The sequence below is a fragment of the Mesorhizobium sp. M7A.F.Ca.CA.001.04.2.1 genome, assembly GCF_003998485.1.
GTDB lineage: Bacteria > Pseudomonadota > Alphaproteobacteria > Rhizobiales > Rhizobiaceae > Mesorhizobium > Mesorhizobium ciceri.
On sequence record NZ_RZQT01000051.1, the window covers coordinates 19,842 to 43,136 of the forward strand.

23 protein-coding genes are annotated in these 23,295 nt (G+C 63.0%); 17 read left to right on the forward strand and 6 right to left on the reverse strand.

Annotated elements, in window-relative coordinates; all coding sequences use genetic code 11:
* Positions 1–3: 3 nt before the first annotated feature.
* The gene (locus tag EN955_RS17600) at positions 4–2,211 is read right to left on the reverse strand and encodes an FAD-dependent oxidoreductase (RefSeq protein WP_338101308.1); all 2,208 of its coding nucleotides are present in this window, start codon (positions 2,209–2,211) and stop codon (positions 4–6) included.
* Between the two features lie 41 nt (positions 2,212–2,252).
* Between EN955_RS17600 and EN955_RS17610 the strand changes: the two genes are divergently transcribed.
* The 9 genes from EN955_RS17610 (at position 2,253) to EN955_RS35440 (ending at position 8,245) form a co-directional block, all read left to right on the forward strand.
* Positions 2,253–3,131: a LysR substrate-binding domain-containing protein gene (locus tag EN955_RS17610; RefSeq protein ID WP_255337243.1), complete on the forward strand. Its 879-nt coding sequence runs from the start codon at positions 2,253–2,255 to the stop codon at positions 3,129–3,131.
* A gap of 446 nt (positions 3,132–3,577) precedes the next feature.
* Entirely contained in the window at positions 3,578–3,766 is a 189-nt protein-coding gene (locus EN955_RS17615; protein WP_013527958.1) for a DUF2158 domain-containing protein, read from the forward strand.
* A 94-nt stretch (positions 3,767–3,860) separates the two neighbouring features.
* Positions 3,861–4,349: an acid-shock protein gene (locus EN955_RS17620; RefSeq protein WP_245265332.1), complete on the forward strand. Its 489-nt coding sequence runs from the start codon at positions 3,861–3,863 to the stop codon at positions 4,347–4,349.
* A 45-nt stretch (positions 4,350–4,394) separates the two neighbouring features.
* Complete coding sequence (locus tag EN955_RS17625) at positions 4,395–4,937, forward strand: RNA polymerase sigma factor (RefSeq protein WP_024503412.1); 543 nt, start codon at positions 4,395–4,397, stop codon at positions 4,935–4,937.
* Between the two features lie 86 nt (positions 4,938–5,023).
* Positions 5,024–5,476 carry a hypothetical protein gene (locus tag EN955_RS17630; protein ID WP_024503411.1) on the forward strand — a complete coding sequence of 151 codons (453 nt, stop codon included), beginning with the start codon at positions 5,024–5,026 and terminating at the stop codon, positions 5,474–5,476.
* Positions 5,473–5,934 (forward strand): periplasmic heavy metal sensor, encoded by a 462-nt coding sequence (locus tag EN955_RS17635; protein ID WP_024503410.1) that lies wholly within the window; start codon positions 5,473–5,475, stop codon positions 5,932–5,934. Before EN955_RS17630 ends, EN955_RS17635 begins: the two co-directional genes overlap by 4 nt.
* 111 nt (positions 5,935–6,045) lie before the next feature.
* Positions 6,046–6,333, forward strand: coding sequence for a hypothetical protein (locus EN955_RS17640; protein ID WP_024503409.1), 288 nt, complete (start codon positions 6,046–6,048; stop codon positions 6,331–6,333).
* A 174-nt stretch (positions 6,334–6,507) separates the two neighbouring features.
* Positions 6,508–7,497 carry a hypothetical protein gene (locus tag EN955_RS35435; protein ID WP_245265331.1) on the forward strand — a complete coding sequence of 330 codons (990 nt, stop codon included), beginning with the start codon at positions 6,508–6,510 and terminating at the stop codon, positions 7,495–7,497.
* Positions 7,466–8,245 (forward strand): hypothetical protein, encoded by a 780-nt coding sequence (locus tag EN955_RS35440; protein ID WP_245265330.1) that lies wholly within the window; start codon positions 7,466–7,468, stop codon positions 8,243–8,245. Before EN955_RS35435 ends, EN955_RS35440 begins: the two co-directional genes overlap by 32 nt.
* Before the next feature lie 5 nt (positions 8,246–8,250).
* Here EN955_RS35440 and EN955_RS17650 read toward each other — a convergent pair whose 3' ends face one another.
* From EN955_RS17650 to EN955_RS17675, 5 genes are all read right to left on the reverse strand, one after another.
* Positions 8,251–9,831 (reverse strand): indolepyruvate oxidoreductase subunit beta family protein, encoded by a 1,581-nt coding sequence (locus EN955_RS17650; RefSeq protein WP_024503408.1) that lies wholly within the window; start codon positions 9,829–9,831, stop codon positions 8,251–8,253.
* Positions 9,824–11,977 carry an indolepyruvate ferredoxin oxidoreductase subunit alpha gene (locus EN955_RS17655; RefSeq protein WP_024503407.1) on the reverse strand — a complete coding sequence of 718 codons (2,154 nt, stop codon included), beginning with the start codon at positions 11,975–11,977 and terminating at the stop codon, positions 9,824–9,826. Before EN955_RS17655 ends, EN955_RS17650 begins: the two co-directional genes overlap by 8 nt.
* 45 nt (positions 11,978–12,022) lie before the next feature.
* Entirely contained in the window at positions 12,023–12,505 is a 483-nt protein-coding gene (locus tag EN955_RS17660) for a MarR family transcriptional regulator (protein WP_024503406.1), read from the reverse strand.
* The gene (locus tag EN955_RS17665) at positions 12,505–14,076 is read right to left on the reverse strand and encodes an NAD(P)/FAD-dependent oxidoreductase (protein ID WP_024503405.1); all 1,572 of its coding nucleotides are present in this window, start codon (positions 14,074–14,076) and stop codon (positions 12,505–12,507) included. Before EN955_RS17665 ends, EN955_RS17660 begins: the two co-directional genes overlap by 1 nt.
* A gap of 311 nt (positions 14,077–14,387) precedes the next feature.
* Complete coding sequence (locus tag EN955_RS17675; RefSeq protein ID WP_024503404.1) at positions 14,388–15,179, reverse strand: cyclase family protein; 792 nt, start codon at positions 15,177–15,179, stop codon at positions 14,388–14,390.
* A 119-nt stretch (positions 15,180–15,298) separates the two neighbouring features.
* On the opposite strand from EN955_RS17675, the gene EN955_RS17680 reads away from it, so the two are divergent.
* From EN955_RS17680 to EN955_RS17720, 8 genes are all read left to right on the forward strand, one after another.
* Complete coding sequence (locus EN955_RS17680; protein WP_024503403.1) at positions 15,299–16,873, forward strand: NAD(P)/FAD-dependent oxidoreductase; 1,575 nt, start codon at positions 15,299–15,301, stop codon at positions 16,871–16,873.
* Positions 16,874–16,983: 110 nt separating this feature from the next.
* A complete protein-coding gene (locus EN955_RS17685; RefSeq protein ID WP_024503402.1) occupies positions 16,984–18,513 on the forward strand; it encodes an ABC transporter substrate-binding protein in 1,530 nt (509 codons plus the stop codon).
* A gap of 222 nt (positions 18,514–18,735) precedes the next feature.
* Positions 18,736–19,743, forward strand: a complete 1,008-nt coding sequence (locus tag EN955_RS17695) for an ABC transporter permease (RefSeq protein WP_024503401.1) — start codon at positions 18,736–18,738, stop codon at positions 19,741–19,743.
* Positions 19,736–20,584 (forward strand): ABC transporter permease, encoded by an 849-nt coding sequence (locus EN955_RS17700; RefSeq protein WP_013527973.1) that lies wholly within the window; start codon positions 19,736–19,738, stop codon positions 20,582–20,584. The genes EN955_RS17695 and EN955_RS17700 overlap by 8 nt, the downstream gene beginning before the upstream one ends.
* A complete protein-coding gene (locus EN955_RS17705; protein ID WP_013527974.1) occupies positions 20,581–21,462 on the forward strand; it encodes an ABC transporter ATP-binding protein in 882 nt (293 codons plus the stop codon). The genes EN955_RS17700 and EN955_RS17705 overlap by 4 nt, the downstream gene beginning before the upstream one ends.
* Positions 21,455–22,291, forward strand: a complete 837-nt coding sequence (locus EN955_RS17710; protein WP_024503400.1) for an ATP-binding cassette domain-containing protein — start codon at positions 21,455–21,457, stop codon at positions 22,289–22,291. The genes EN955_RS17705 and EN955_RS17710 overlap by 8 nt, the downstream gene beginning before the upstream one ends.
* A gap of 78 nt (positions 22,292–22,369) precedes the next feature.
* Positions 22,370–22,969: a VOC family protein gene (locus tag EN955_RS17715; protein WP_024503399.1), complete on the forward strand. Its 600-nt coding sequence runs from the start codon at positions 22,370–22,372 to the stop codon at positions 22,967–22,969.
* Positions 22,970–23,110: 141 nt separating this feature from the next.
* Positions 23,111–23,295, forward strand: a 185-nt coding sequence (locus tag EN955_RS17720; RefSeq protein ID WP_164769890.1) for an FAD-dependent oxidoreductase, incomplete at its 3' end; no start/stop codon positions are given.

Here is a 23,295-nt window from a genome sequence, read left to right on the forward strand (position 1 = left end):
TTTTCACGTCGTTTCCCCTTTCATTTGCCTATGTGTTACTGAGTAGCGCGCTTGATCGGAGCCGGTCTGTCCGGCGACCGTGATGACGGAACAGACACGCAACGCATCAAAGAGCGCAGCATGGATGTTCCTCGAAGAGACCGCGTCACCAATCCGGAACAACACGAAATCACCGGCCGGGTTCACCGTTCGGTATTCGGCTTTGCCGTCCAATAGAGACGCTACTTCTATTTGGCCGTTGTTGACTGAATGACTTTGAAGTTCGAAGTACAATTCAGCGTTTTCTTCCGTCCCGACTTCATAGAAGACATGATCGGCCTGGAATTTTTCTTCCAGGTCGGTGAGGACGTTTCGCACGGTGACGGTCAAACGGTTGCCGTCTGGTCTCAAGGCAACGATCTCACGGTCGGTGAGGAAGTTCACCCCGCGCTGATACAGGTTGCGCATGCCGACGCCGTAGTTCGTCGGCCCGAGATTATGAAGAGGTGTGCGATCCGGCGTTAAGAGAGTGACGCAAGCACCGGATTGGGTTGCTACCTCCGCCGCCACCAGCGAGTGATGGTCGCCTCGATCGTCGAAAATGATGACCTCTCCAACAGGAGGCTGTCCGGTGAACACGTCCCAAATCGGCCGGGCAAGATGCGCGCCGCCAATGTTCAGCGAGCGCGGCAGTGCGCCTGTCGCGATCACCACCAACACAGGTTTCTCACGCAGGATGTCCTCGGCTTCCGCCAGCATGTTGTAGCGAACATCAACGCCGAGATGCTCGAGTTCATTGACCAGCCAATCGATGACCCCGCGCATCTGGCGCCTGGTGGAACCTCCGGCCGCCATGTTAATCTGCCCACCCAGCTGGTTGGACGCTTCGAACAGGGTCACCCTGTAGCCCCGCTCGGCGAGAACACGGGACGCCTCCAGTCCTCCTGGGCCTCCACCAACAACGACAGCGCGCAAACCCGCTATTTCATGGCGGCGAAAGCGATGCGGGAAGAAACGCTCGCGACCGGTCGCGGCATTCTGGCCGCATAAAGCGTCTTTGCCTTGATTAACCCGGTCTGCGCAGTAGTTCATTCCGACGCAGGTGCGGATACGATCTTCCTGCCCGGTTTGCAGCTTTGAGACCAGGTAGGGATCGGCGATGTGAGCCCTGGTCATTCCCACCATATCGACAATGCCGTCGCGCAGGGCATGGCGAGCAGTTGCGATATCGGCAATGCCTCCTGCATAGAATATGGGTAGTAAAACGGCCTCACGTATGTCTTTGGCAACTCCAAGGAAACGGGCTGCGGGAGTGCCCATAGGAGGCATCCATTGAGCCAAGCCCAGATCGTCGTATGGCGCTCCCGCAAGCACGTTGAGGAAGTCGACCAGACCGCACTGCTCAAGCCGCTGGGCGATCTCGATGCAGTCCTCGCGACTGAGCCCACCTTTGAGGAAATCGTTACCGGTGATCCTCAGCCCTATGATGAACTCGTCACCCACAGCATCGCGGACGCCGTTCAGGACGTCGAAGGTGAGTCGAAGCCGGTTCTCCAGGGAGCCGCCATAATCGTCCTGTCTGAAATTGATCAGAGGGGATAGGAATTGTCCCAGCAAGTGCGAGTGCGACAGGATTTCGATTCCGTCAAAACCGCCCTTTTTGCATCGTACAGCCGCGGCCGCAAAGTCCTTGGTGACGCGTACTATGTCAGCCCTTTCCATACTCTTTGGATAGGCTCGGTGCGCCCGTTCTCGCGTGTTAGATGGTCCTATTACTGGCAGCCATTCCCCTACGTCGCTGGATGTACGCCTCCCCATATGTGTCAGCTGACACATAATCGCGGCGCCATGGGAATGAACGCCCCCGGTAAGCAGTTCAAACCAAGGCAGGATGCTGTCATCGCCGGCATAAAGTTGCCCAAACGCGGACGGGCTGTCCGACGAAACGTTGGTCGACCCCCCCACCACCGTTAGAGCAAGCCCTCCCTTGGCCTTCTCCTCATGATAGAGCCGGTAGCGCTCCGTAGGCCAACCGTTCTCTACATAAGCCGGCGCATGAGCGGTGCTCATAATCCTGTTTCGAAGTTGCAGAGACCTGAGCTGGAATGAATCGAGCAACGGGTCCTTTTGTCGATGGCTATCGTGAGATGGCACTCTTGGCTTCCTCAGCGTATTATGGCTGGGACTATGATTACGGGGTGCTTTTCGGATAGTCAGCGTAAGATCGATCACGCCTGAGGTAAATCAGATTGACGTCTCGTCCGCCTTTGAGATTGCCGCCACTACACAGTCTGGTCGCGTTCGAAGCGGCGGGAAGCCACATGAATTTTACCGCTGCGGCTCATGAGTTGAATGTCACCCGGGAAGCGGTAAGCATGCAGGTCAGGCTCCTGGAATCCAGGCTTGGCGCCAAATTGTTCGAGCGGGGGCAACGAGGCGTGGCACTTACAGAATATGGGCGCCAATTTCACAATACAGTTTCAGAAAGCTTATGGCTGATCTCAAGGGAGTTTAACGAGAAAGTCGCTGACATTCCGGCAAATGTAACAGTTAGTACAACCGTTGCATTTGGAAGTTGCTGGCTGATGCCGAGGTTGGCTGATTTTCGAATTCGTAATCCCGGAATCAATATAAAACTGGTTGAAACCGATGAATGCTTGGATATGAGCAAATTCGGGATAGACATTTCGATTAGATATGGTCGCGGTGACTGGAATAAATTGAAGTCAGAGAAAATGTTTAGTGAGGAGTTTTTTCCGATTTGCAGTCCAGGATATGTAAATGCTGTCGGCGCCGAAAACCTCCGCAAGTTTCAAAACGTGACGCTGCTGCATCTAGATGGGCGGGCTCACGAATGGGAGAATTGGGACAAGTGGCTTGAATTCGCGAAGCTAACTTCTTTACGCCCTCAGCAAGGAATCTGGTTTCAAAATTACGACAATCTGCTGCGGGCCACCCTCGAAGGGCAAGGGTTGGCGTTGGGATGGACACGCCTTGTTGAGGAGAAGCTGTCAAATGGGAGTCTCGTACGCCCTTTTGACCTCGCCTTCACGACTGGCAATGGCTACTACATTGTTGAAGCTCCAGCGAATGCTCCAAATCGTGCCAGCAAGATCTTTAGGAACTGGATACGCGACAAAATGCGCATCTAGTCCCGTCGCCGTCGGGCGCTTATGGAAACCATGCAAGGATTTTTTCGTGTGTAACAGCGCCGTTACCCGCTGAAGGCCGCACACAGTAGTGTTCTTGTACATCGCGGATTTATACTGATTCGTAACTGGCCAGCTTTCCAGTTGAGTTCATGGACGACGCGCCCTCACTGGGATGGCCGATCCCATGCCGGCTCAAGGCGCGGGCAAGGACGTTACGGGACGATCTCCAGGGAACTCGTTGCGACCCGCTTGGCATCGAAAACGATTTTGATTCTAATGGCTTGAGCCGGCAATTGGCTGCCCGCAAGCGCACCATTTCCCCTCCTTTTCGTCGTCTACCCCTTCGCATCTGGTGCAAAGGATTGCGGCGCCGGCCTGGCAGATCTGCCATTGTCGAGACCCCGGTTTGGTGTGAAACTCATGGCCTCAGCATGGGAGGTCAAAAAATGCCCAACAATTTCAAGACCGGAGACGTGGTCAAGCTGAAATCCGGAGGCCCCAGGATGACGGTCAGCGATGGCGCAGCCTCGGGCATGTATCTGTGCCACTGGTTCAATCGCGAGGGCGAGGTGTGGACCCCGCAGCATGCCGGGTTCAAGCCCGAACAACTGATTGCGGCCGACCAGTCGGACTAGAGCTCCTTCCATCCCGATCGACGGGATGCGCACCCGAGCACGAACGGATCAGCACGCGCGACCGACGGATTTTCCGGGTCGCGGCGTTTAACGGATGAAGCGCGATGACGGCACAAGCCGTCTGCGTCGCGCCAAGCTGGAGACGCACAACATGATCAGCCGTTCGATATTAGTCGTTGCCTTGAGTTTGCAGACGGTTGCGGCTCTTGCCCAGGCAACGACCCCGCCTGCACCGCAGACCGCCGCGCCACTTGCCGCGCCAGGCGCGTCGGGGAGCAGGTCCGACATCACGCTGGCCAAATTCCAGAAGCGGCGCGAAAAGGCGATCATGGCGGCCGACACGGATGGCGACGGCAAGATCAGCCTGCTGGAATGGGAGGCCTTTCAGGCGAAGCGCAACGTCAAGGGCGACGCCGCCAGATCCTTCGCACGGATCGATTCCAACCATGACGGCTTCATCGATCGCGCCGAACTCGATGCGTTCTTCGCCAAGCGCTTCGCCCGGCTGGACAAGAATGCCGATGGCATTCTGACAGCCGACGAACTGCCGGGCCACAAAACCGCTCCCAAGCAAGAGCAATGACCAAGAGGCAATGACGCGCGATGAACATCGGGAGTGCGCCGACTGATGGCTGCGGATCCGGACGAGGAGCTGGTTCGCCGTGTCGGCGCCGGCGAGCCGGCAGCCGTGCAAACGCTCGTCGCGCGCAAGCTGCCGCGTATCCTGGCGCTTGCCGTGCGCATGCTCGGCGATGCGGCGGAGGCCGAGGATGTCGCGCAGGAAACCTTCGTGCGGATCTGGCGCCATGCCGCGAGCTGGCGGCGCGGCAATGCGCGCTTCGACAGCTGGATCCACCGGGTGACGCTCAACCTTTGCTACGACCGGCTGCGTCGCAGGCGCGAGTGGGTGACCGGCGACCTGCCGGACGTCGCCGATCCTGCGCCGCTTCCCGATGCTCATTCCGAGGAAGAAGCCCATCGGGTCGAACGGGCGCTGCAAGCCATAGCGCCGCGCCAGCGCGAAGCGATCGTTCTGGTCTACTATCAGGGGATGTCCAATATCGAGGCGGCAGCGACACTGCAGATCAGCGTCGATGCCCTGGAAAGCCTGCTCGCGCGCGGCCGGCGGTCGCTGCAAGCGATCCTGGCGGAGGATGGCGCCGATGAGTAAACGCCGGGCAAGCAGCAACGCAGCACGGCCATTGCGCCTTGCTGGTGCCGCCTGGCGCTCGGCGCCGACGGGCAAGGGGGAGACACATGGCTGAAGGGTCCAGGAACGAACCCGCAATGGATGCCAGGCGCTTTGCCGCCTTGGCGCAGGCCTATGGCGGCGACTTGCGGCGATGGCCCGAGGCCGAGCGAATGGCCGGCACGGTCTTTGCCGCAAGCGACGCGGGCGAGGCCATCTTGAGGCAGGCCGGGACACTTGACGCGCTGCTCGACAGCTACCGCGTCGACGCCCCGGACAAGGCACTGCACAGCAGCATTCTGCAGGCTGCCGGCCGGCACATCGTCCAGCGCCGGCGTCAGTGGTTCTGGTGGCTGGGACTTGGACTTGCCGGCATTGGTCTGGCCGGTGCCGTGGCAGGACTGGCCCTGGTGACCATCGTCACGCCGGAGGTCCAGCCGGACCATTATGTGCTGGATACCGATGTAACGGCGTTTGGCGATGCCGGCCCGGATGCCGAGAACGGTGAGGAAAACCTATGAGCCCGCGCTGGATCCGTGGTCTGGTCATTACTTCCGTGGTGCTGAACGTCTTTCTTGCGGGCGCATTCGTCGGCGGCGCGGTCTGGCTGAGAAATGCCAAAGCGGGCGCGGCTGTCTCGCTGGAATCGGCTGGCCGACAGCTTGCCAACCAGGACCGCAAGGCGTTCCGCGAGGCGCTGCGCCAGGTTCGCGTGCAGTCCAGTCAGATCATTCTCGATGGCCAGCAGGCGAGGCAGGAGGCAGCGGACCTGTTGCAGCAGCCTGTCATGGACAAGGCCGCCTTGTCCGCCGCCCTGGAACGGGCACGCAATGCCGATGTGACGGTGCGCAGCCGGCTTGAACAGGCCATTGTCGACTTCGCGGCGAGCACATCGCCTGAAAACCGGAGCGTGCTGGCACAGGCGTTGCTGCGCCATATGGAACGCCGCGCCACCGTTACGCCAAAAAAATCGCCATGACGACCGACGGAAAAGGCCGGAGACGCCGTTTAACGATGCGAAGGGACAAGCCTGCCCTGTGCACCATACAGGACGGCCATCTTCATCGTCGAAAGCACTCGGAGTCCAATTATGAGTCGCCTGAAAAACTATGCAGCAACCGCTATCCTGGCCATCGGTGGAACTGTCGTGACAGCCTCCGCGTCCAGCGCAATGCCCATCGTGTCCGTTGCCAAGCCAGCCACCCCGGCACTGGTCGAGCATGTCCGCTGGGGCTGCGGCATCGGCTGGCACCCTAACAGATGGGGCCGCTGCGTGCCGAACGGCGTCGTCGTCGTGCGCCCGCGCTACCACTACTGGCACGGTCCGGCCTACGTCTGGCATCCGCATCATCACTGGCGCCACTGGCACCATTACTGATCAAAGCACCGCGGGGCCGGGCACCTTTCGGGGCGGCCCCGCGCGAGCGCTGGCGCGCACCGGACAATCCCGACCAGCCGAGTTAAGGTTAAATCCACTATACATTTGTTCTTAGCCCGCAAATAATCGAAGAATTTCCCGAAACTATGCTCAGGCATCTTCGTGGGAAAATCTGTGGTTCAGCTTCAAGGTCTTGGACGGGTGCTCTGCCATCCGCTGACGCTGGCCGTGGTCAGCCTTGCAGGCGTCTTCGCCGCCGGACGGGCCGAGCACGAATGGCTGTCGGTGCCGTTCTCGCTGGCGCTGGTGGCTGCCCTTGCCGGACTTCTGTTCCTGGCTTCGGGGCGCCTTGCCTTTTCCGTCTACCTCGCCTGGATGGGCATTGCCTTCGTCACCGTGGTTTCGGCGATCAAGTTCCGGCTGAAAGGATTTTCGCTGCACTTCTACGACACGGTCTTCGTGTCGAGGGACCCGGAAGTGTATCGTTTCCTGCTCGGCTCCTACCTCCATCTGATCGCGCCGGTCATCATTGCCCTAGGGCTCGGCATCGGGGCGGCGGTGCTTCTGTTCCGGATCGATCGGAAAATTGGCTGGCCGGTGTCGGCACGCGTCCTGGTGATGGCGGCGCTCGTCGTTCTGGTGCCGCTGACCTTTCCGGCCGAGGCCTCGAAGGACCGCTATTTCTACTACATGCAGGGCCGGCACATGTCGGCCTTCTTCGTCTCGCTGCTGGATTTGCACAACCTCGTTGTAGAATCGGGCTTCGAAAAGCGGCTGCAAGCCGTGGCGCCGCAGCCGCCTTTTGCCGACACGGTCGATTGCGGCGACCGGGCTGATCTTCCCGACGTCTTTTTCGTGCTCAGCGAAAGCCAGTCCGATCCCGGCTATTTTCCGCAGGTCGGCAACGGCGCGGGATTCCTGCAGAGATTCGCACCGGGGGCCGGCACGCCGCACCAGATGCAGGTCGAGACGTTTGGCGGCGGCACCTGGATCACCAATCTGTCGCTGATGACCGGCCTGTCGGCCACCGATTTCGGCTGGCGAAGCCCCTATCTGACCATCACCCTGCAGGACAAGGGTCGCCGGAGCCTTGCCGGAGGTGCTGGCGCGCTGCGGATATCGGACTGTCGTGATGACGCCGATGGACTTTTCGTTCGTCAATGAAGGGCCGTTCCTGAAATCGATCGGTTTCGAGACCGTGCTCGACATCAAGGACATCGCCGCGCCCTTCTATCACCTGCGCGACAACTTTTATTACCAGGCGGCCGAGGCATTCATCGCCAGGCACCATAGGGAAGACGGCCGGCCGCTGTTCCTCGAAATCCAGACCATGTTTCCGCACTCACCCTATGAGGGGCGGATGGAGCCCGGGCTGAAGGTCGAGGGCGAGCCTTTCTCGGGCGATTTCCAGGCCAATGAGTATCTGCGCCGGATGGCGGTAGCGCGCGGCGATTTCCAGGATTTCCTCGACAAGAGGCAAGCGGATGCCGGTGAACGCGGCGCCGTGGTGCTCGAATTCGGCGATCACCAGTCGTCGGCGACCAAGCCGTTCGTCGAGGCGATCGCCGGGGACGACGCCTTGGCGACCCCTGGCTCGCTTGCCTATCGCACTTTCTACACGCTCACCACCTTCAACCATCCTTTGCGCCATCCGATGCCTGACCTGGCGCCGCTCGACATCGGCTTCCTCAGCGCGAGCCTGCTCGACGCCGCCGGCCTGCCGATGTCGCCTGTCATGGCCGACCTCGTGCGCCTGCGCGACCATTGCGGCGGCAGGTTTCATGGTTGTCAGGATCGGGCGGAGGTCGATGCGCATCTGCGCCGGCGCGTCGATTCAGGCCTGCTGCATCTGTTCCCGGAAGCGGTGCCGCTGCGTGGGCTGGCGCCGCTCCAATCGGTAGATGCTCGCTAGTTATCTCAGCCGATTTTATCTGGCCCCAGCGTCGCCACGGTCTTCAGCGCACCGTCCAGCATGTCGCCCTTCTCGTCCTTCAGCGCCATTTCGCGCAGGCGGCGGATCCAGTCGGCGGCGTCGGTGCGGCCCTTGACCATGTCGAGCGCGGACAGCACCCGGTCGAATTTCGACTGCGCCCGGACATGGGTGTCGCTATAGCCCTTGATCAGCCGGCGGCAGTTGAGGATTTCGACGGCCAGTGCGTAATCCTGGGGCACATGGTCGAGCGCCAGCGCGTACCAGCCATCGAGATGCGCGATCTCAACCTTGTGGCGCAGCAGGCTGCGGCGCCAGCGGCGCAGGCCACCGATGAACCACAGAGCGGCAAAGCCGGCAAAACTGTCGGTGCGGATGCGGCGGCCATGGTTGATGCGACGGTCGAGAAAGGCGGCGAGCTTCGGCCGGTCCTCGATGTAGCTGCCCAGACCCGCCGGCAGCGTGCCGCAGAACTCCTCGATGCGCGGATGGAAATATTCGGTCACCTGCAGGATCGAGCCATCCTTGACGCCGACCTCGCGGCGCACGCGTTTGTCGCGCGTCGAACGTGTCTTGAGATCGGCGACGCGGATCATGTCGTCGTAGCACAGCGCGTTGGCCAGATGCTTGGCGGCAGCGATGGACAAGCCATAGCCCTGAATCGGCCCGTCCAGCGCGACGGCCTTGTCCAGCCGGTCGAGATAGTCGCGCCCATAGGCGATGTCCTGATAGTCGACGACCTTTCTCAAGCCTCGAAGCGCCATGTCGCGCACGGCCACCGGCAACAGATCGATGCGGGCAGCCAAGGCCTGCCAGCCTTGCAGCAGGTTTTGCGGGCCACTCACCTGTCCTGCGCCCAGGGCAGATTCGACGATCGCTGGCTCGGCCGGCCTAGGCGCCGGTGCTGCCGTGCCGCGCGCACGATCAAACGCGGCCCCGAAGGCGGCGAGGCTGGCCTTGACGCCCCGGCCGCCGGCACCGATCGCCTGTTCGTAGCTCTCGCGCGTGAACGGCAGGGCGCCGGACCCTGCCAGCGCGCCAAGCAGGCTGGCCGAGATCATCGAGCCATTGTCGGCGGCGATCTTCTCCATATCGAAAGCGATGAAGCGTTTCGATGCGGCTTCCGCCGTCGCGTGCACCTTGGACGACGAGGCGCGGCCGTCGCCCGGTTCGATCTTTTCCGACACGGCGGCGATGCGGTGCGACGAGGCGATCAGCGTGGTGCGCTCGGGCGTGACGAAGCCGCGAATGATGGCGCGGCCGGCTTCCATCAACTCCGCCGCGATCAGTATGTCGACATCGCCCTGCGAGGGCGACAGTGCAAAGACCGGCAGCCGGCCGGTGTCGCGGGCCATCTCGACATAGTAGATGGTGGCGCCGGTACGCTGGGCGACGCCGGCGACCGAGGTCGACTGCGCGACATAGCCGTTGCGCTCGGCGACATCGGTAATCCAATCGGCGAGCACGCCGCCGCCCTGGCCGCCGACCGCCAGCACGGCGAGCTTGATGACACGCTCACCATCCTGAGCGCCGGCATGGGCGCGAAGTGGGGGGACGGCGTCAAGCATCGGCGAAAGTCAGGCGCCGGCTTTCGCGGCGACGCTGCAACAGGCTGATGGTGGCGCGGCGCGCGGCTTCCAGGAAGCGATCCCAGCGGCTTGGATTGTGGACGACGTCGGCGCGATAGAAGGACGGGCAGAGCACCGCCGCATCGGCGACCTCGCCGCAATTGCCGCAACCGACGCAACTCTGGTCGATATGCGCGACCGGATCGTCGCGCAAAGGATCGTCGAGCGACTTGACCGACAGCGATGGGCAGCCGGACAGCCGCATGCAGGCATGGTCACCGGTGCAGATGTCCTCATCGACGCCGAACTTCGGTTTCATGACACGGGTCCCGCCCTTGATCGCCTTGTCGACCAGCGGCTTTTCGCGGCGCTGGCGGTTGAGCATGCATTCGGACGAGGCGACGATGACTTTCGGCCCCTTCTCCTCCGTCGTCAGCGCCTCGCGCAGCGTGTCCTGCATCTTGGTCACGTCATAGGTGCGGTCGACATGGCGCAGCCATTTGACGCCCATGCCTTTGACCGCCTCGGTGATCGGATGCTTCGTCGACTTGGTCTTGTTGCCGGCGCGGGATGAGAGGATGTCCTGGCCGCCGGTGGCGGCCGAGTAAAAATTATCGACGATGACGATGACGCCGTCGTTCTTGTTGAACACCGCGTTGCCAATTGAGGAGGTCAGGCCGTTGTGCCAGAAGCCGCCGTCGCCGACGAAGGAGATGGACCGCCGCTTGGCATCAGGCGAATTGAAGGCCGAGGCGGAGGCCGGGCCCAGCCCGTAGCCCATGGTGGTGGCGCCGAGCTCGAAAGGCGGCATGATCGAGAACAGATGGCAGCCGATGTCGGAGGCGATGTGATGCTTGCCTAGCTCCTGCTCGACCAGTTTTGTCGCGGCAAAGATCGGCCGTTCCGGGCAGCCGATGCAGAAGCCCGGCGGACGGCCCGGCACGACATTGATGAGGTCGGCGGCATCAACGCCGTCGCCAACCTTGTTGGGCGCGCGCACCTCGCCCGGCAAAAGATGCGGCGCCTCGGCGCGCAGGAAGGCGCCGATGCCGTCGAGCATGACCTGGCCGGTATATTCGCCGGCCATCGGCAGGTGCTCCTTGCCGACCAGCCTGGTGCCTCGACCGGCCTTGTGCAGCATCGAAGCAAAGGCCTGTTCGATGTAGTTGGGCTGGCCTTCCTCGACGACCAGCACCGACTGCTTGCCCTCGCAGAACGACAGGAACTCGTCATCGATCAAGGGATAGACGGCATTGAGCACATAGAGCGGCACGTCGGTGTCGCCATAAATGTCGGCAAGGCCGAGCCGCTGCAGCGCGCGGATGACCGAATTGTACATGCCGCCCTGCATGACGATGCCGACCGAGCCATGGTCCGAGCCGAAGAACTCGTTGATCTTGTTCTTGGCGATGAAGTCGACCGCCGCCGGCCAGCGTTTCTGCACCTTCTCCTTCTCATGCAGGAAGGAGGCGGGCGGCAGCACGATGCGGCCGGTGTCGCGGCGCGGCGCGTCGAGGGCATCGGCGACCGTCATCGGCGGTCGCTTGTTGTCCTTGGCGATGAAATGGCCATGCACGTGGCAGCAGCGGATGCGCACCTGCAGCATGACCGGCGTGTTGGAAATCTCCGACAGCTCGAAACCATCCTCCACCGCCTTGACGATCGATGGCAGGTTCGGTCGCGGGTCGAGCAGCCACACCTGGCTTTTCATGGCGAAGGCATGGCTGCGCTCCTGCATGATCGAGGAGCCCTCGCCATAGTCTTCGCCGACGATGATCAGCGCGCCGCCGGTGACGCCGCCGGAGGCGAGGTTGGCGAGCGCGTCGGAGGCAACATTGGTGCCGACGGTCGACTTGAAGGTCGCCGCACCGCGAATGGGATAATGCACTGACGCCGCCAGCATGGCGGTGGCAGTGGCTTCCGAGGCGCTGGCCTCGAAATGCACGCCGAGCTCGCCCAGAATGTCCTGCGCGTCGGCCAGCACGTCCATCAGGTGACTGATCGGCGCGCCCTGATAGCCGCCGACATAGCCGACGCCGCATTGCAGCAGCGCCTTGGTGATGGCGAGAATGCCTTCGCCGGCAAACTCCTCGCCGGCACCGAGCCTGAGTTTTTCGACTTCCCTGGCAAAAGACCGTTCGGCCATTCTTTTTCTCCCTTCCGTTACCGCCAGCGCTGGCGGCGCGTAGGTCTAGATGTCGTGCTTGCGAATGTTCTTCAGCATCTTCAAAAGCGTGGCGATGAGTGCGGAATATTCGGCATCGTCGATGTCGTCGAACATCGCTTCGAACGCGTCGTGCATGGCCGGCCAGGCGCGGGTGAACTCGGCGCGGCCCTCGTCGGTCAGGAACACATGGCGGATTCGGCTGTCGGTGACACCCTGCTCGCGTCGCACCAGACCCTGGCGCTCCAGCGTATCGAGGGTCCGGCTCAAGGTCGATTGCTCGATGACCGTATAGACCGAGAGGTCGTTGACGGTGATACCGTCGGTGACCGACAGCACGGCGAGCGTGCGGACCTGCGGGATGGTCAGGCCCTGCTTGCGGAAATCGTCGCGCAAGGTGGCGTTGTAGCGGCCCATGATGCGGTTCATCAGATAGGGCGCGAATTGCTGCAGCCCGATCTGCCCCAGGGTCGAAATGCGCTGGCGCTTTTCCGCGACCTTCTCTTCCATCACAGCCTCCCCGCCAGGAGAAATCCGGAACCGCCGCCTAGACCCGCACCCGGGTGGGTCGAGGCGCCGATATGGTAGAGACCCTTGATGCCGGTCTGATGGTTGCGGCTGGTCTTGAACGGCCGCCACAGGAAAGACTGGTCGATGGTCGAGGAACCGCCATAGGGGTCACCGCCGACCAGGTTGATGTTCATCGCTTCGAGATCGGCCGGCGAATAGGCGCGGCGCGCGATGATGCTGTCCTTGAAGCCGTCGATATGGCTGGCGAGGATCGCTTCGGCGCGATCGGCATAGGCCTCGCGCAACGCGTCGGTCCATTGCCCGTCGGCCGGGGCCTGCAGTTTGCCTGCGGCGTCGCCCTTGATAAAGCGAGGCGCCTCTGGCAGCTGCAGCCACAGGATCGCCTTGCCCTCCGGGCAGCGCGACGGGTCGAGCGCGTGCGGCTGGCCGACGCAGATGGTCGGCACCTCCGGCAGCATGCTGCGCGCCGCCTCGTTGCAGGCCTTCGATACGCCGTCCAGTCCAGGGGTCAGATGCAGCAGCGCCACCTTGTCCAAGCCATCGCCCCGCCATGCCGGCGGCTTGTCGAGGGCATAGTGGATCTGGAAATTGCCTTTGCCGTAGCGGTACTTTTGCGTCGCCTCGACATCGGCTTTGGGTGCATCCGCGCCAAGCAGCCTGCCATAGAGCTGCGTTGGCGTAACCGAGCAGATGACGCTCTTGTCGGCATTGATTGTCTCGCCCGAGGCCAGCCGCACGCCGGTTGCCCGGCCATTACTTTGAACGATCGAAGCGACATCGGCGCCGGTGCGGACATCGCCGCCGCGTTCTCGGATCAAAGCCTCGAAGGCGGCAAGCAGGTTCATAGCGCCGCCCTTGACGATAGGGGCTCCGGCCGCCTCCAGCGCGAAGGCGATGACCTTGGCGATCTGGCCGGAGAAGGCGTCCTCGGGTCCAAGCCCGGCATGCAGTACCCAGGGTGCCCACAGCGCGCGGATGGTTTCGGACCGGTAGGTGTTTTCGAGCCAGCCGCGCGCCGGCACCAGAGCTTCGCCGAGGAAGGCGGCAAGGCCGCGCGGGCCACGCCGCCAGCCATCACCGGCAAGCAGCTTCGCTGTCGGGTAGGACCACAGGCTGCCGCCGAGCAAGCCGAACAGCAGGCCGGCATTGCGTTCGATGCCGCCGACATCATCCGCGTGCCGGTCACCGTCGCCTGCCGCGATTGCATTGAGGGCGGCGATGTTGGCGGCACGGTCGGTGCTGAGCACGGCATGGCTGCCATCCGGCCGCAGCACGCCCGTCGGCGTGCCCGTGTGGCAGAACTCCAGCCCGTGGCGCGCGAGATCGGCGCCCAGTGCCGCAAAGGCCGGCGAGGTGATGAACAGCACGAAGGTCGTCGCCATCACATCATGGATGAAGCCGGGTGCGGTGATCTCCTCGGTGCGCAAGCAACCGCCAATGCGGTCGTTGCGATCGAGGACGAGCACACGCGCCCCTTTGCCGCCAAGCATCGCCGCGCAGACCAGCGCGTTGATGCCGCTGCCGACGATGATGTGATCGGGGGCGGTCATTGGCGGTTGCTCTTTGCTTGCGGGCAGTGGAGTTCAATCGCGTGGAATTGCGCTCTACGGCGCCCCCCTCTGGCCTGCCGGCCATCTCCCCCTCTTGGGGGAAGATTGGCAGCTTCGGCGCCCCACTCAATCCTGCAACGTCGCAGATTGGCGAAAACCATTGTGAAGGCCAATCTCCCCCCTTGAGGGGGAGATGTCCGGCAGGACAGAGGGGGGCGCCATAGAGCGCTGGCGCTACAAGCCTGCCACCCTTTACCCACTATTCCAGTTTCGCCTTCGCGCATGATCTTCTCCCGAAGACCCACCTCGCTTTATTGCTTCGACACCAGTGCCAGCGCGCGGATCGGGCTGCCGGTGCCGTGCTCGATCTTGAGCGGCGCCGCGATCAGGATGGCGCCCTTCGGCGGCAGCTGGTCGAGGTTGCAGAGGCTGGCGAGACCGTAGCGGTTGGCCTTGTGCATCAGCGTGTGCGCCGGGAATGGCGGCTCCATGCCACCGGCCTTGCCGGCATCGGTGCCGATCGTCTCCGAGCCCCAGCCCTTGATATCCTTGCTGATCAGGAACTGGATGGCTTCGGCCGTCGGGCCGGGCGTGTGCGGGCCGGTCTCGTTGGCATTGAGGAACTCGGCTTCCGAGCCGTTGCGCTTGTACCAGTCGGTGCGCATCACCACCCATTCGCCGGCATTGATCGCACCGTGCTCGGCTTCCCAGGCCTTGATGTGGTCGACGGTGAGCAGGAAATCGGGGTCGGCGGCGGCTTCCTTCGAACAGTCGATGACATTGACCGGGCCGACGAAATTCTGCGCCGGAATGGTGTCGGTGGCGCCGTCCGGATAATCCTTGCCGCTGATCCAATGCTGCGGCGCGTCGAAATGCGTGCCCGAATGTTCGCCGAGCTTCAGCCAGTTCCAGGCCCACCACGGACCGTTCTTGTCGTAACGGGAGATGTTGTGGATCTCGACCTTCGGCGTGTCGACGGCGAGTTCCGGCGGCAGCTTGATCAACGGCGTGTCCGGCCCGAGCGGCGCCGACAGGTCGACCACCTTGATGGCGCCTGAAAGAAGCTGGCCGGCGACTTCGCCGAGGAGTTTTTGCGTGTCCATGGTTTGAAGTTCCCTCTTTCGTGTGATGATCAAGGCTCGTCTCGGCCCTTAATATCCTACTAGACGAAAACATATGCATCTGCAATTATCTTTAAGCATAAAGGAAATGGGGACGGGGCGTGAGCGAGTTCGACGCCATCTTTGTCGGGGCGGGCCACAACAGTCTGGCATGCGCCGCGCATTTGGCGCTCCAAGGCTGGAAAACAGGGGTTTTCGAGCGCGGCGCGATAATCGGCGGCGCCGTCCAGACGCGCGAATTCACCCTTCCCGGCTTCCGCCACGATTTCGGCGCGATGAACCTCAGCCTCTTCGCCGGCTCGGCCTTCCACCGGAAATATGCAAATGAATTGAAAGCGCAGGGGCTGGAGTTCGCCCCGGTCGCCGACTGTTTCGCCAGCGCATTCCCTGACGGGCGCTGGTTCGGCGTCAGCAACGATCTGGAAAAGACGGCCGCGCGCATCGCCGCCTTTTCCGCCGCCGACGCCGCCACATGGCGCAGGCTGGTCGCCGCCTTCCCGGCGGAGGCCGAACACCTGTTCCGGCTGCTGGGTTCGCCGATGAGTGCCCGCGCGCTTGCCGGCACGGCGTGGAACCTGTGGCGCAAGAAGGGCATCGCCGGTTCGCTCGATACGGGCCGGCTGCTGCTGTCCTCACCCCGCGCCTGGCTGGAGGAAACTTTCGAGTCGCCGCATATCAGGGCAACGCTCGCCACTTGGGGCATGCATCTCGACTTCGCCCCGGATATCGCCGGCGGTGCCGTGTTCCCCTATCTGGAATCGATGGCCAACCAGAGTTTCGGCATGGTGCTGGGCAAGGGCGGCGCCGATACCATCATCCGTGCCCTCTCTGGCATGGTGACCTCCGCCGGCGGCAAGATCGTCACCGGCGCCGAAGTCGCCGAGATCACGGTTTCCGCCGGCAGGGCGACCGGCGTACGGCTCGCTTCGGGCGAGTCGCATACCGCCACCAGGGCAGTCATTGCCGGCGTCGCGCCCAAGGCGCTGACGGGCAGATTGCTGCCCAATGGTTCGGGCGACGCCGGCTTCGACACGGCGATGCAGAAATTCCGCCATGCGCCAGGCACGATGATGATCCACCTGGCGCTGGACGATTTGCCGGATTGGCGTGCCGGAGCGGAGCTTCGGCAGTTCGCCTATGTGCATCTGTCGCCGTCGCTCGACGCCATGTCGCGCACCTATCAGCAGGCCATGGCGGGCATGCTGCCGGACGAGCCTGTGCTGGTGGTCGGCCAGCCGACGGCGATCGACCCGTCGCGGGCGCCTCAGGGAAAGCATGTGCTGTGGGTGCAAGTGCGCATGCTGCCGGCCGAAATCCTGGGCGATGCCGCCGGCAAGATCGCACCGGACCATTGGGACAAGGTCAAGGAGGTCTACGCCAAGCGTGTCCTCGACATCATCGAGACCTATGCGCCCGGCCTGCGCAACAAGATCCTCGGCCGCGCCGTCTTCTCGCCCATCGACCTCGAGCGTGAGAACCCGAATCTCGTCGGTGGCGACCAGGTCTGCGGCAGCCATCATCTGGCGCAGAACTTTTTATTCCGCCCGGCGCGCAACTATGCCGGCTGGAACACGCCGGTGGCGCATCTGCACCTCACTGGAGCCGCGACATGGCCGGGCGCCGGCACAGGTGCGGCGTCGGGCTTCATGCTCGCACAACAGCTTGGCGGGAGGTAGGAGCCGGAGATTTCCTTGAGGCTACGAGGGGCAAGGCGCTGCTGCCCAAGAAGCCTGAACCGATGACATGAAGACGCCGCGCAGAAACAAAACCAACAAGGGGAACGACCATGACAATCAACAGACGTGAATTGCTGGGATACAGCGCCGCGGCACTCGGGGTGGCCGCCGTCGGCCTGCCGCAGATCGCTAGGGCGGCTGCCGGCGAACTGACCATCGCCTACAACGTCAACCTGCCATCCTGGGATCCAACCACCGGCCCGTCGGCCGTCAACCCGACCATCCAGGGGCTTTACCAGTCGGTGTTCGACCAATTCATCCCGCAAAAGCCCGATTTGTCCTTCGCGCCGGGCCTGCTCACCGAATGGGGCTGGAACGACGACCGCACCAAGATCATGATGGCGGTGCGCGAAGGCGTGACCTGGCATGACGGCTCGCCGTTCACGGCCGAGGACGTGGTCTGGTCGCTGCAGCGGGCCGGCGACGAAAAGACCGGCAACCCGATCCAGTTCGTCTGGAAGAACGTCAACAACTTCAAGATCGACGGCAACAAGATCACCGGCGACGTCGTGCAGTTCGACCCGGTCTATTTCAAATGGATGTCGTTCCTGACCGGCTACATCATGCCGAAGGCCTATTACGAGAAGGTCGGCGCGGAAGGTTTCGAGAAGGCGCCGATCGGCACCGGCCCCTACATGGTGGAAAAGTTCGAGCGCAACGCTTTCCTGCGGCTCAAGGCAAACCCGAACTACTGGGGCGGCAAGCCGGCCTTCGAGAATGTGACGATCAAGTTCGTCGCCGACGCGGCAAGCCGCGTCGCCGAGATCGAATCCGGCTCCTCGCAAGTGACGCTCGAAATCCCCTACGAGGAGTATGACCGGCTGATCGCCAAGGACGGGCTGGCCGGCTCGTGCAAGAACGTTTCCGACATCGGCATGATCTTCTTCAACGACATCGAGGCGATGCTGGACAAGAACGTCCGTCAGGCCGCCGTGATGGCCGTCGACAAGAAGCTGCTGGTCGATCGCCTGCTGCGCGGCTACGGACAGCCGATCGATACGCTGGAAACGCCGGAATACGCATCCTACGACGCGTCGATCAAGGTCGAGCACAATCCGGAAAAGGCCAAGGAATTGCTGGCTGCGTCCGGCTATTCGCCGGAAAAGCCGGTCAAGTTCACCATCCAGACGACCAAGGGCTTCAAGCCCAAGGACTATGAGATGATCCAGGCGATCGTCGGCATGTGGCGCAAGGTCGGCATCGAGGCGACGATCGAGGTCTACGAGATCGCAAAGCACTACGAACTGCGCGCCGCCGATAAGCTGGCGCCGGCCGCCTTCTACAACTGGGGCAACGCCATCGGCGATCCGACCACCTCGACCGGCTTTGCCATGTACGGCCCGAGCCCGCATTCGGTGTGGGACAGCCAGGATTTGATCGACATGATCAACCCGCTGTGGGGCGAGAAGGACGAGGCCAAGCGCATCGCCGGCTGGAAGGCTGTCGACAAATACATCGCCGAGCAGGCCTATGTGCTGCCGCTGATGCAGTATGCGCAGCCCATCGTCCATGCCAAGGGCGTCAATGTGGTTCAGCATGTGTCGGGCGCGCTGCTGCCGGCCCTGATGACCCCGGCCTGAGAGAGTCGAGAAAGGCGCGCTGTCGCAAAGCCGGCATGCCTTCTCCCAACTTGCGCAGGCCCCCTCATCCGGCCCTTCGGGCCACCTTCTCCCCGCTGGAGAGAAGAGACCGGCTCAGCCGTCAGCGACCTCTTCTCCCCTCGGGGAGAAGGTGGCCGCGAAGCGGCCGGATGAGGGGTCTTCGTTCCATCAGTCACTGAAACGCATTAGGCCTACGCCAGAATGCTCCTGCAAAGATTCCTGATCCGTCTGCTGACGATGCTGATCACGCTGTTCGGCGTGGCCATCGTCGTCTTTGTCGTGATCCGCGTCGCGCCCGGCGATCCGATCGCCATGATGCTGCCGCCTGGTGCTACGGATGTCGACATTGCCCGGCTGCGAGCGCTCTACGGCCTCGACAAGACCATCGTGCAGCAATTCTTCATCTGGCTGTCAGGCGTCGCCAGGGGCGATTTCGGCACCTCGATTTCGCTCAGGCAGGATGTGCTGGGTCTCGTCTTCAACCGGCTGCCAGCGACGCTGGAGCTTGCCATCGTCGCGCTTGTGATGGCGGTGGCGCTCGGCGGCACGACGGCAATCATCGGCGCGCGCGAACGCGGCACGGCGGTCGAGGCCGGCATCGACATCGCCAGCGGCGCGGCGCTTTCCATTCCCGACTTCCTGTGGGGCCTGGTGCTGATCCTGCTGTTCGGCGTGCTGGTGCCGATCTTCGACATTTCCGGCCGGGTGTCGCCGCAGCTCGACCTGCCCTTCGTCACCCAGTTTTATCTGTTCGAGAGCTTGCTTCGTCTGCGCCTCGACCTGACCTGGGATCTCCTGAAACACATGCTGATGCCGGCCGTGGCGCTGGCGCTGCCGCTGGCGGCGATCATCTCGCAGCTGCTGAAACAGTCGCTGAAGGAAGTGCTCGACCTCGACTACGTCGTGCTGGCGCGGGTCAAGGGGTTTTCGGAAACGCAGGTCATCCTGCGCGAGGCCTTGAAGAATGCCGCTTTGCCGACGCTGACGCTGGTCGGCGTGCAGTTCACCTTCCTCATCGGCGGCACCGTCATCGTCGAACGGCTGTTTTCCTATGAAGGCCTCGGCAACATGGCGATCGACGCCGTCATCAACCGCGACCTGCCGCTGATCCAGGGCATCGTTCTGGTCTTCGCGCTGCTGTTCGTGCTGATCAACCTCAGCGTCGACATGATGTACGCACTGCTCAATCCAAGGCTGCGCCATGGATGAGGGCCGCGCTCAAAGACGAGCTGTGTCGCCGCGTCTGTGGCTGGCCGGCGGCTGGCTGCTGCTGGCGCTTCTGGCGGCAATCTTCGCGCCGCTGGTCGCGCCGCAGGATCCGCTGGCGCAGGATTTGATGCTGGAACGGTTGCCGCCGTTCTGGATGGCCGGCGCCGAACCCGGCTATTGGCTCGGCACCGACAGCCTCGGCCGCGATCTGTTGTCGCGACTGATCTTCGGCGGCCGCATCGCCTTCATCGTCGCTTTCGCCGCGGCCATCGCCGCCTGCCTGGTCGGCTCGATGCTGGGGCTCATAGCCGGCTATTTCGGCGGCTGGGCCGACCGCATCATCTCGCGCATCGTCGATGTCTGGATGGCATTTCCGCCGGTGCTGTTCGCCATCCTTTTGGTTGCGGTGCTCGGCACGGGCTTGAGTTCCGTCATCCTGGCCATCGCCATCATCGACTGGACGCGTTTCTGCCGGGTGATCCGTGCCGAGACGATGGGCCAGTCGCGCATGGATTATGTCGAGAATGCCCGCATCGCCGGCTATGGCCGCATCGGCATCATGCTGCGCGAAGTGCTGCCCAATGTGGTGCCGTCAATCGTGGCGCTGCTGTCGCTGGAAATGGGCATCGCCGTCATCGTCGAGGCGATCCTGTCCTTCGTCAATCTGTCGATCTCGACCGACGACCCGACCTGGGGCGGCATCATCGCCGAGGGCCGGCTGTCGATCCATCAGGCCTGGTGGGTGCTGGTGTTCCCGCTGATCACGCTCATCCTCACCGTGCTGTCGTTCAGCCAATTCGGCGAGGCGTTGAAGACGCGCTTCGACCCGGTGCTGCGATGAGCGCGGTCTGCCTTGACATCGCCAATCTGAGCGCCGTGCTGCCCAACGGCCAGCGCGTGCTGCGTTCGGTGTCGCTCTCCGTCCAACCCGGCGAGGTCCGCGCGTTGGTCGGCGAAAGCGGCGCCGGCAAGACGATGATCGGCAAGGCTGTGCTTGGTGTGCTGCCGTCGAGCGTGCGCATCGTCGAAGGCGATATGTTGCTTGAGGGCGAAGACCTCGGCAAGTTGCCGCCCAAGGCACGGCGCACGCTGATCGGGGCATGCACGGCGCTGATCCCGCAGGACCCGCTGACCGCTCTCAACCCGTCACGCCGCATCGGCTCGCAGATGACCGACCGGCTGGTGCGCATCCTCGGCTGGAGTGGCGAGAAGGCCGATACCCGCATTCGCCAGTTGCTGGACGAGGTGCAGATCCGCGACCCCGACCGCGTGCTCAAAAGCTATCCGCACGAACTGTCCGGCGGCATGCGCCAGCGCGTGCTGATCGCCGCCGCCTTCGCCGCGGAGCCAAGGCTGATCGTCGCCGACGAGCCGACCACGGCGCTCGACGTCACCGTGCAGAAGCAGATCCTGCGGCTGATCGCTGCGTTGCAGCGCGAGCATGGCACGGCGATCCTGTTCGTCACCCATGATCTCGGCGTCGTCGCCAAGATCAGCCAGAGGGTCTCGGTGCTCTATGCCGGCAAGGTGGTGGAGGAGGCCGAGACCGCAGCGCTCTTCGCCGCGCCGCAGCACCCCTACACACGGGCGCTGATCGCGGCGACGCCGCGCTACACCGATCCTTTCGCCTCGCTAAGACCGGTGGACGAGGCGGTGCTGGCCGGACTTGCTTCGGAGATCGCTGCCGCCGACCAAGCCTGGAGGCGGCCGCATGGTTGAACCGTTGTTCTCCGTGCGCGGGCTGAAGGTCGCGCTGCCCGACATGACGCGCAAGCCACTGATCGGCCGCGCGCCATTGGCCGAAATCCTGAAGGGCCTGGACTTCGACCTGCCGCGGGGCTCGGTGACCGGCATTGTCGGCGAATCCGGTTCGGGCAAGTCGACGCTCGGCCGCGCTTTGGTGCGCCTGCTGGAGCCAAGCGCCGGCAGCATCCGCTTCGACGGCCGCGACATCACCAATCTGCCGGAAGCGGAGCTGCGGCCGCTGCGGCGCAATCTGCAGATGATTTTTCAAGATCCGATGTCGTCGCTCAACCCGCGCTGCACCATTGCCAGCATTATCGCCGCGCCTTTGAAGCAGAATGGTCTTGGCGACAACCTGAAGGCGCGCGTCGCCGAGGCGCTGCAGCGTGTCGGCCTGCCGCAAAGTTTCGCCAGCCGCTATCGGCACGAACTGTCGGGCGGCCAGCGCCAGCGCGTCGGCATTGCGCGCGCTCTGGCGCTGTCGCCGAAATTCGTGCTGGCCGACGAGATCGTCTCGGGCCTCGACGTCTCGACGCAGGCGCAGATCCTCACCCTGCTGGAGGAGCTTGCCGCGGAGATGGGGCTGACCGTCGCTTTCATCAGCCACGATCTGTCGGTCATCCGGCGGCTGTGCCGGCAGGTGATCGTCATGCGCGAAGGCGTGATCGTCGAAGCGAGCGCCACCGACACCTTGTTCGACAAGCCGCGGCAAAGCTACACGCGCGATCTCATCGCGGCCATTCCGCTGCCCGAGATCGATGCGAGTTGGCTGGACATTCCTTCCGCCGCCAAGGCGCCGCCATGAATGCATACGCACGCCGACGAGCGGGCCTCGGACGTGCGACCACAAAGACCCAAGTCCCGCCAAATGGAGAGGACTGACATGAAGACCACAATCGCAATTGCAACGCTCGCCGCCGCAATGCTCGGCAGCGCCGGCATGGCCTCGGCGGATTCGATCCCGGGCATGCGCGGCCACGACCACACCGGGATCACGGTTCCCGACATGAAGCAGGCGGTCGACTTCTTCACCGAAGTGGTCGGCTGCAAGAAGGCGATGTCGTTCGGCCCGTTCGCCGACGACAAGGGCACCTTCATGCAGGATCTCCTGGGCGTCGATCCGAAGGCGGTGATCGAAGAGGTCACCATGGTGCGTTGTGGCTACGGCTCGAACATCGAGCTGTTCAAATACACAGCACCGGACCAGAAGGACCTGACGCCGAAGAACAGCGACATTGGCGGCTTCCACATCGCCTTCTATGTCGACGACGTCGCTGCTGCCAAAGCCTATCTCGAAGGCAAGGGCGTCAAGACGCGGATGGGGCCGCTGCCGGTCAAGGAAGGGCCGGCCGCCGGCCAGACCATCCTCTATTTCCAGGCGCCGTGGGGGCTGCAACTGGAAGCGATCAGCTATCCCGATGGCATGGCCTATGAGAAGGGCGCCGAGACGGTGCTGTGGAGCCCGAAGAACCCGGAAAAGTGATCCGGCAGCGCGCTTGCGCGATGACACGCAGGCGCGCTTTCGCCATGTCAGGACGATCGTTCTGATATAAAACTTTAAGCTTGAAATATCTTGTCGCCGGCGCGATACTGAACTCCAGCAAGCGAAGAGGAGATCGCACAGATGAAGGTTGCGGTTCTCGGCGGCGGACCAGCCGGCCTCTACTTTGCCATTTCGATGAAACTGAGGGACGCCGCCCACGATGTGACGGTGTTCGAGCGCAACCGCGCCGACGACACGTTCGGCTGGGGCGTCGTGCTGTCGGCCGAAACGCTCGACAATCTGTCGAAAAACGATCCGGTCAGCGC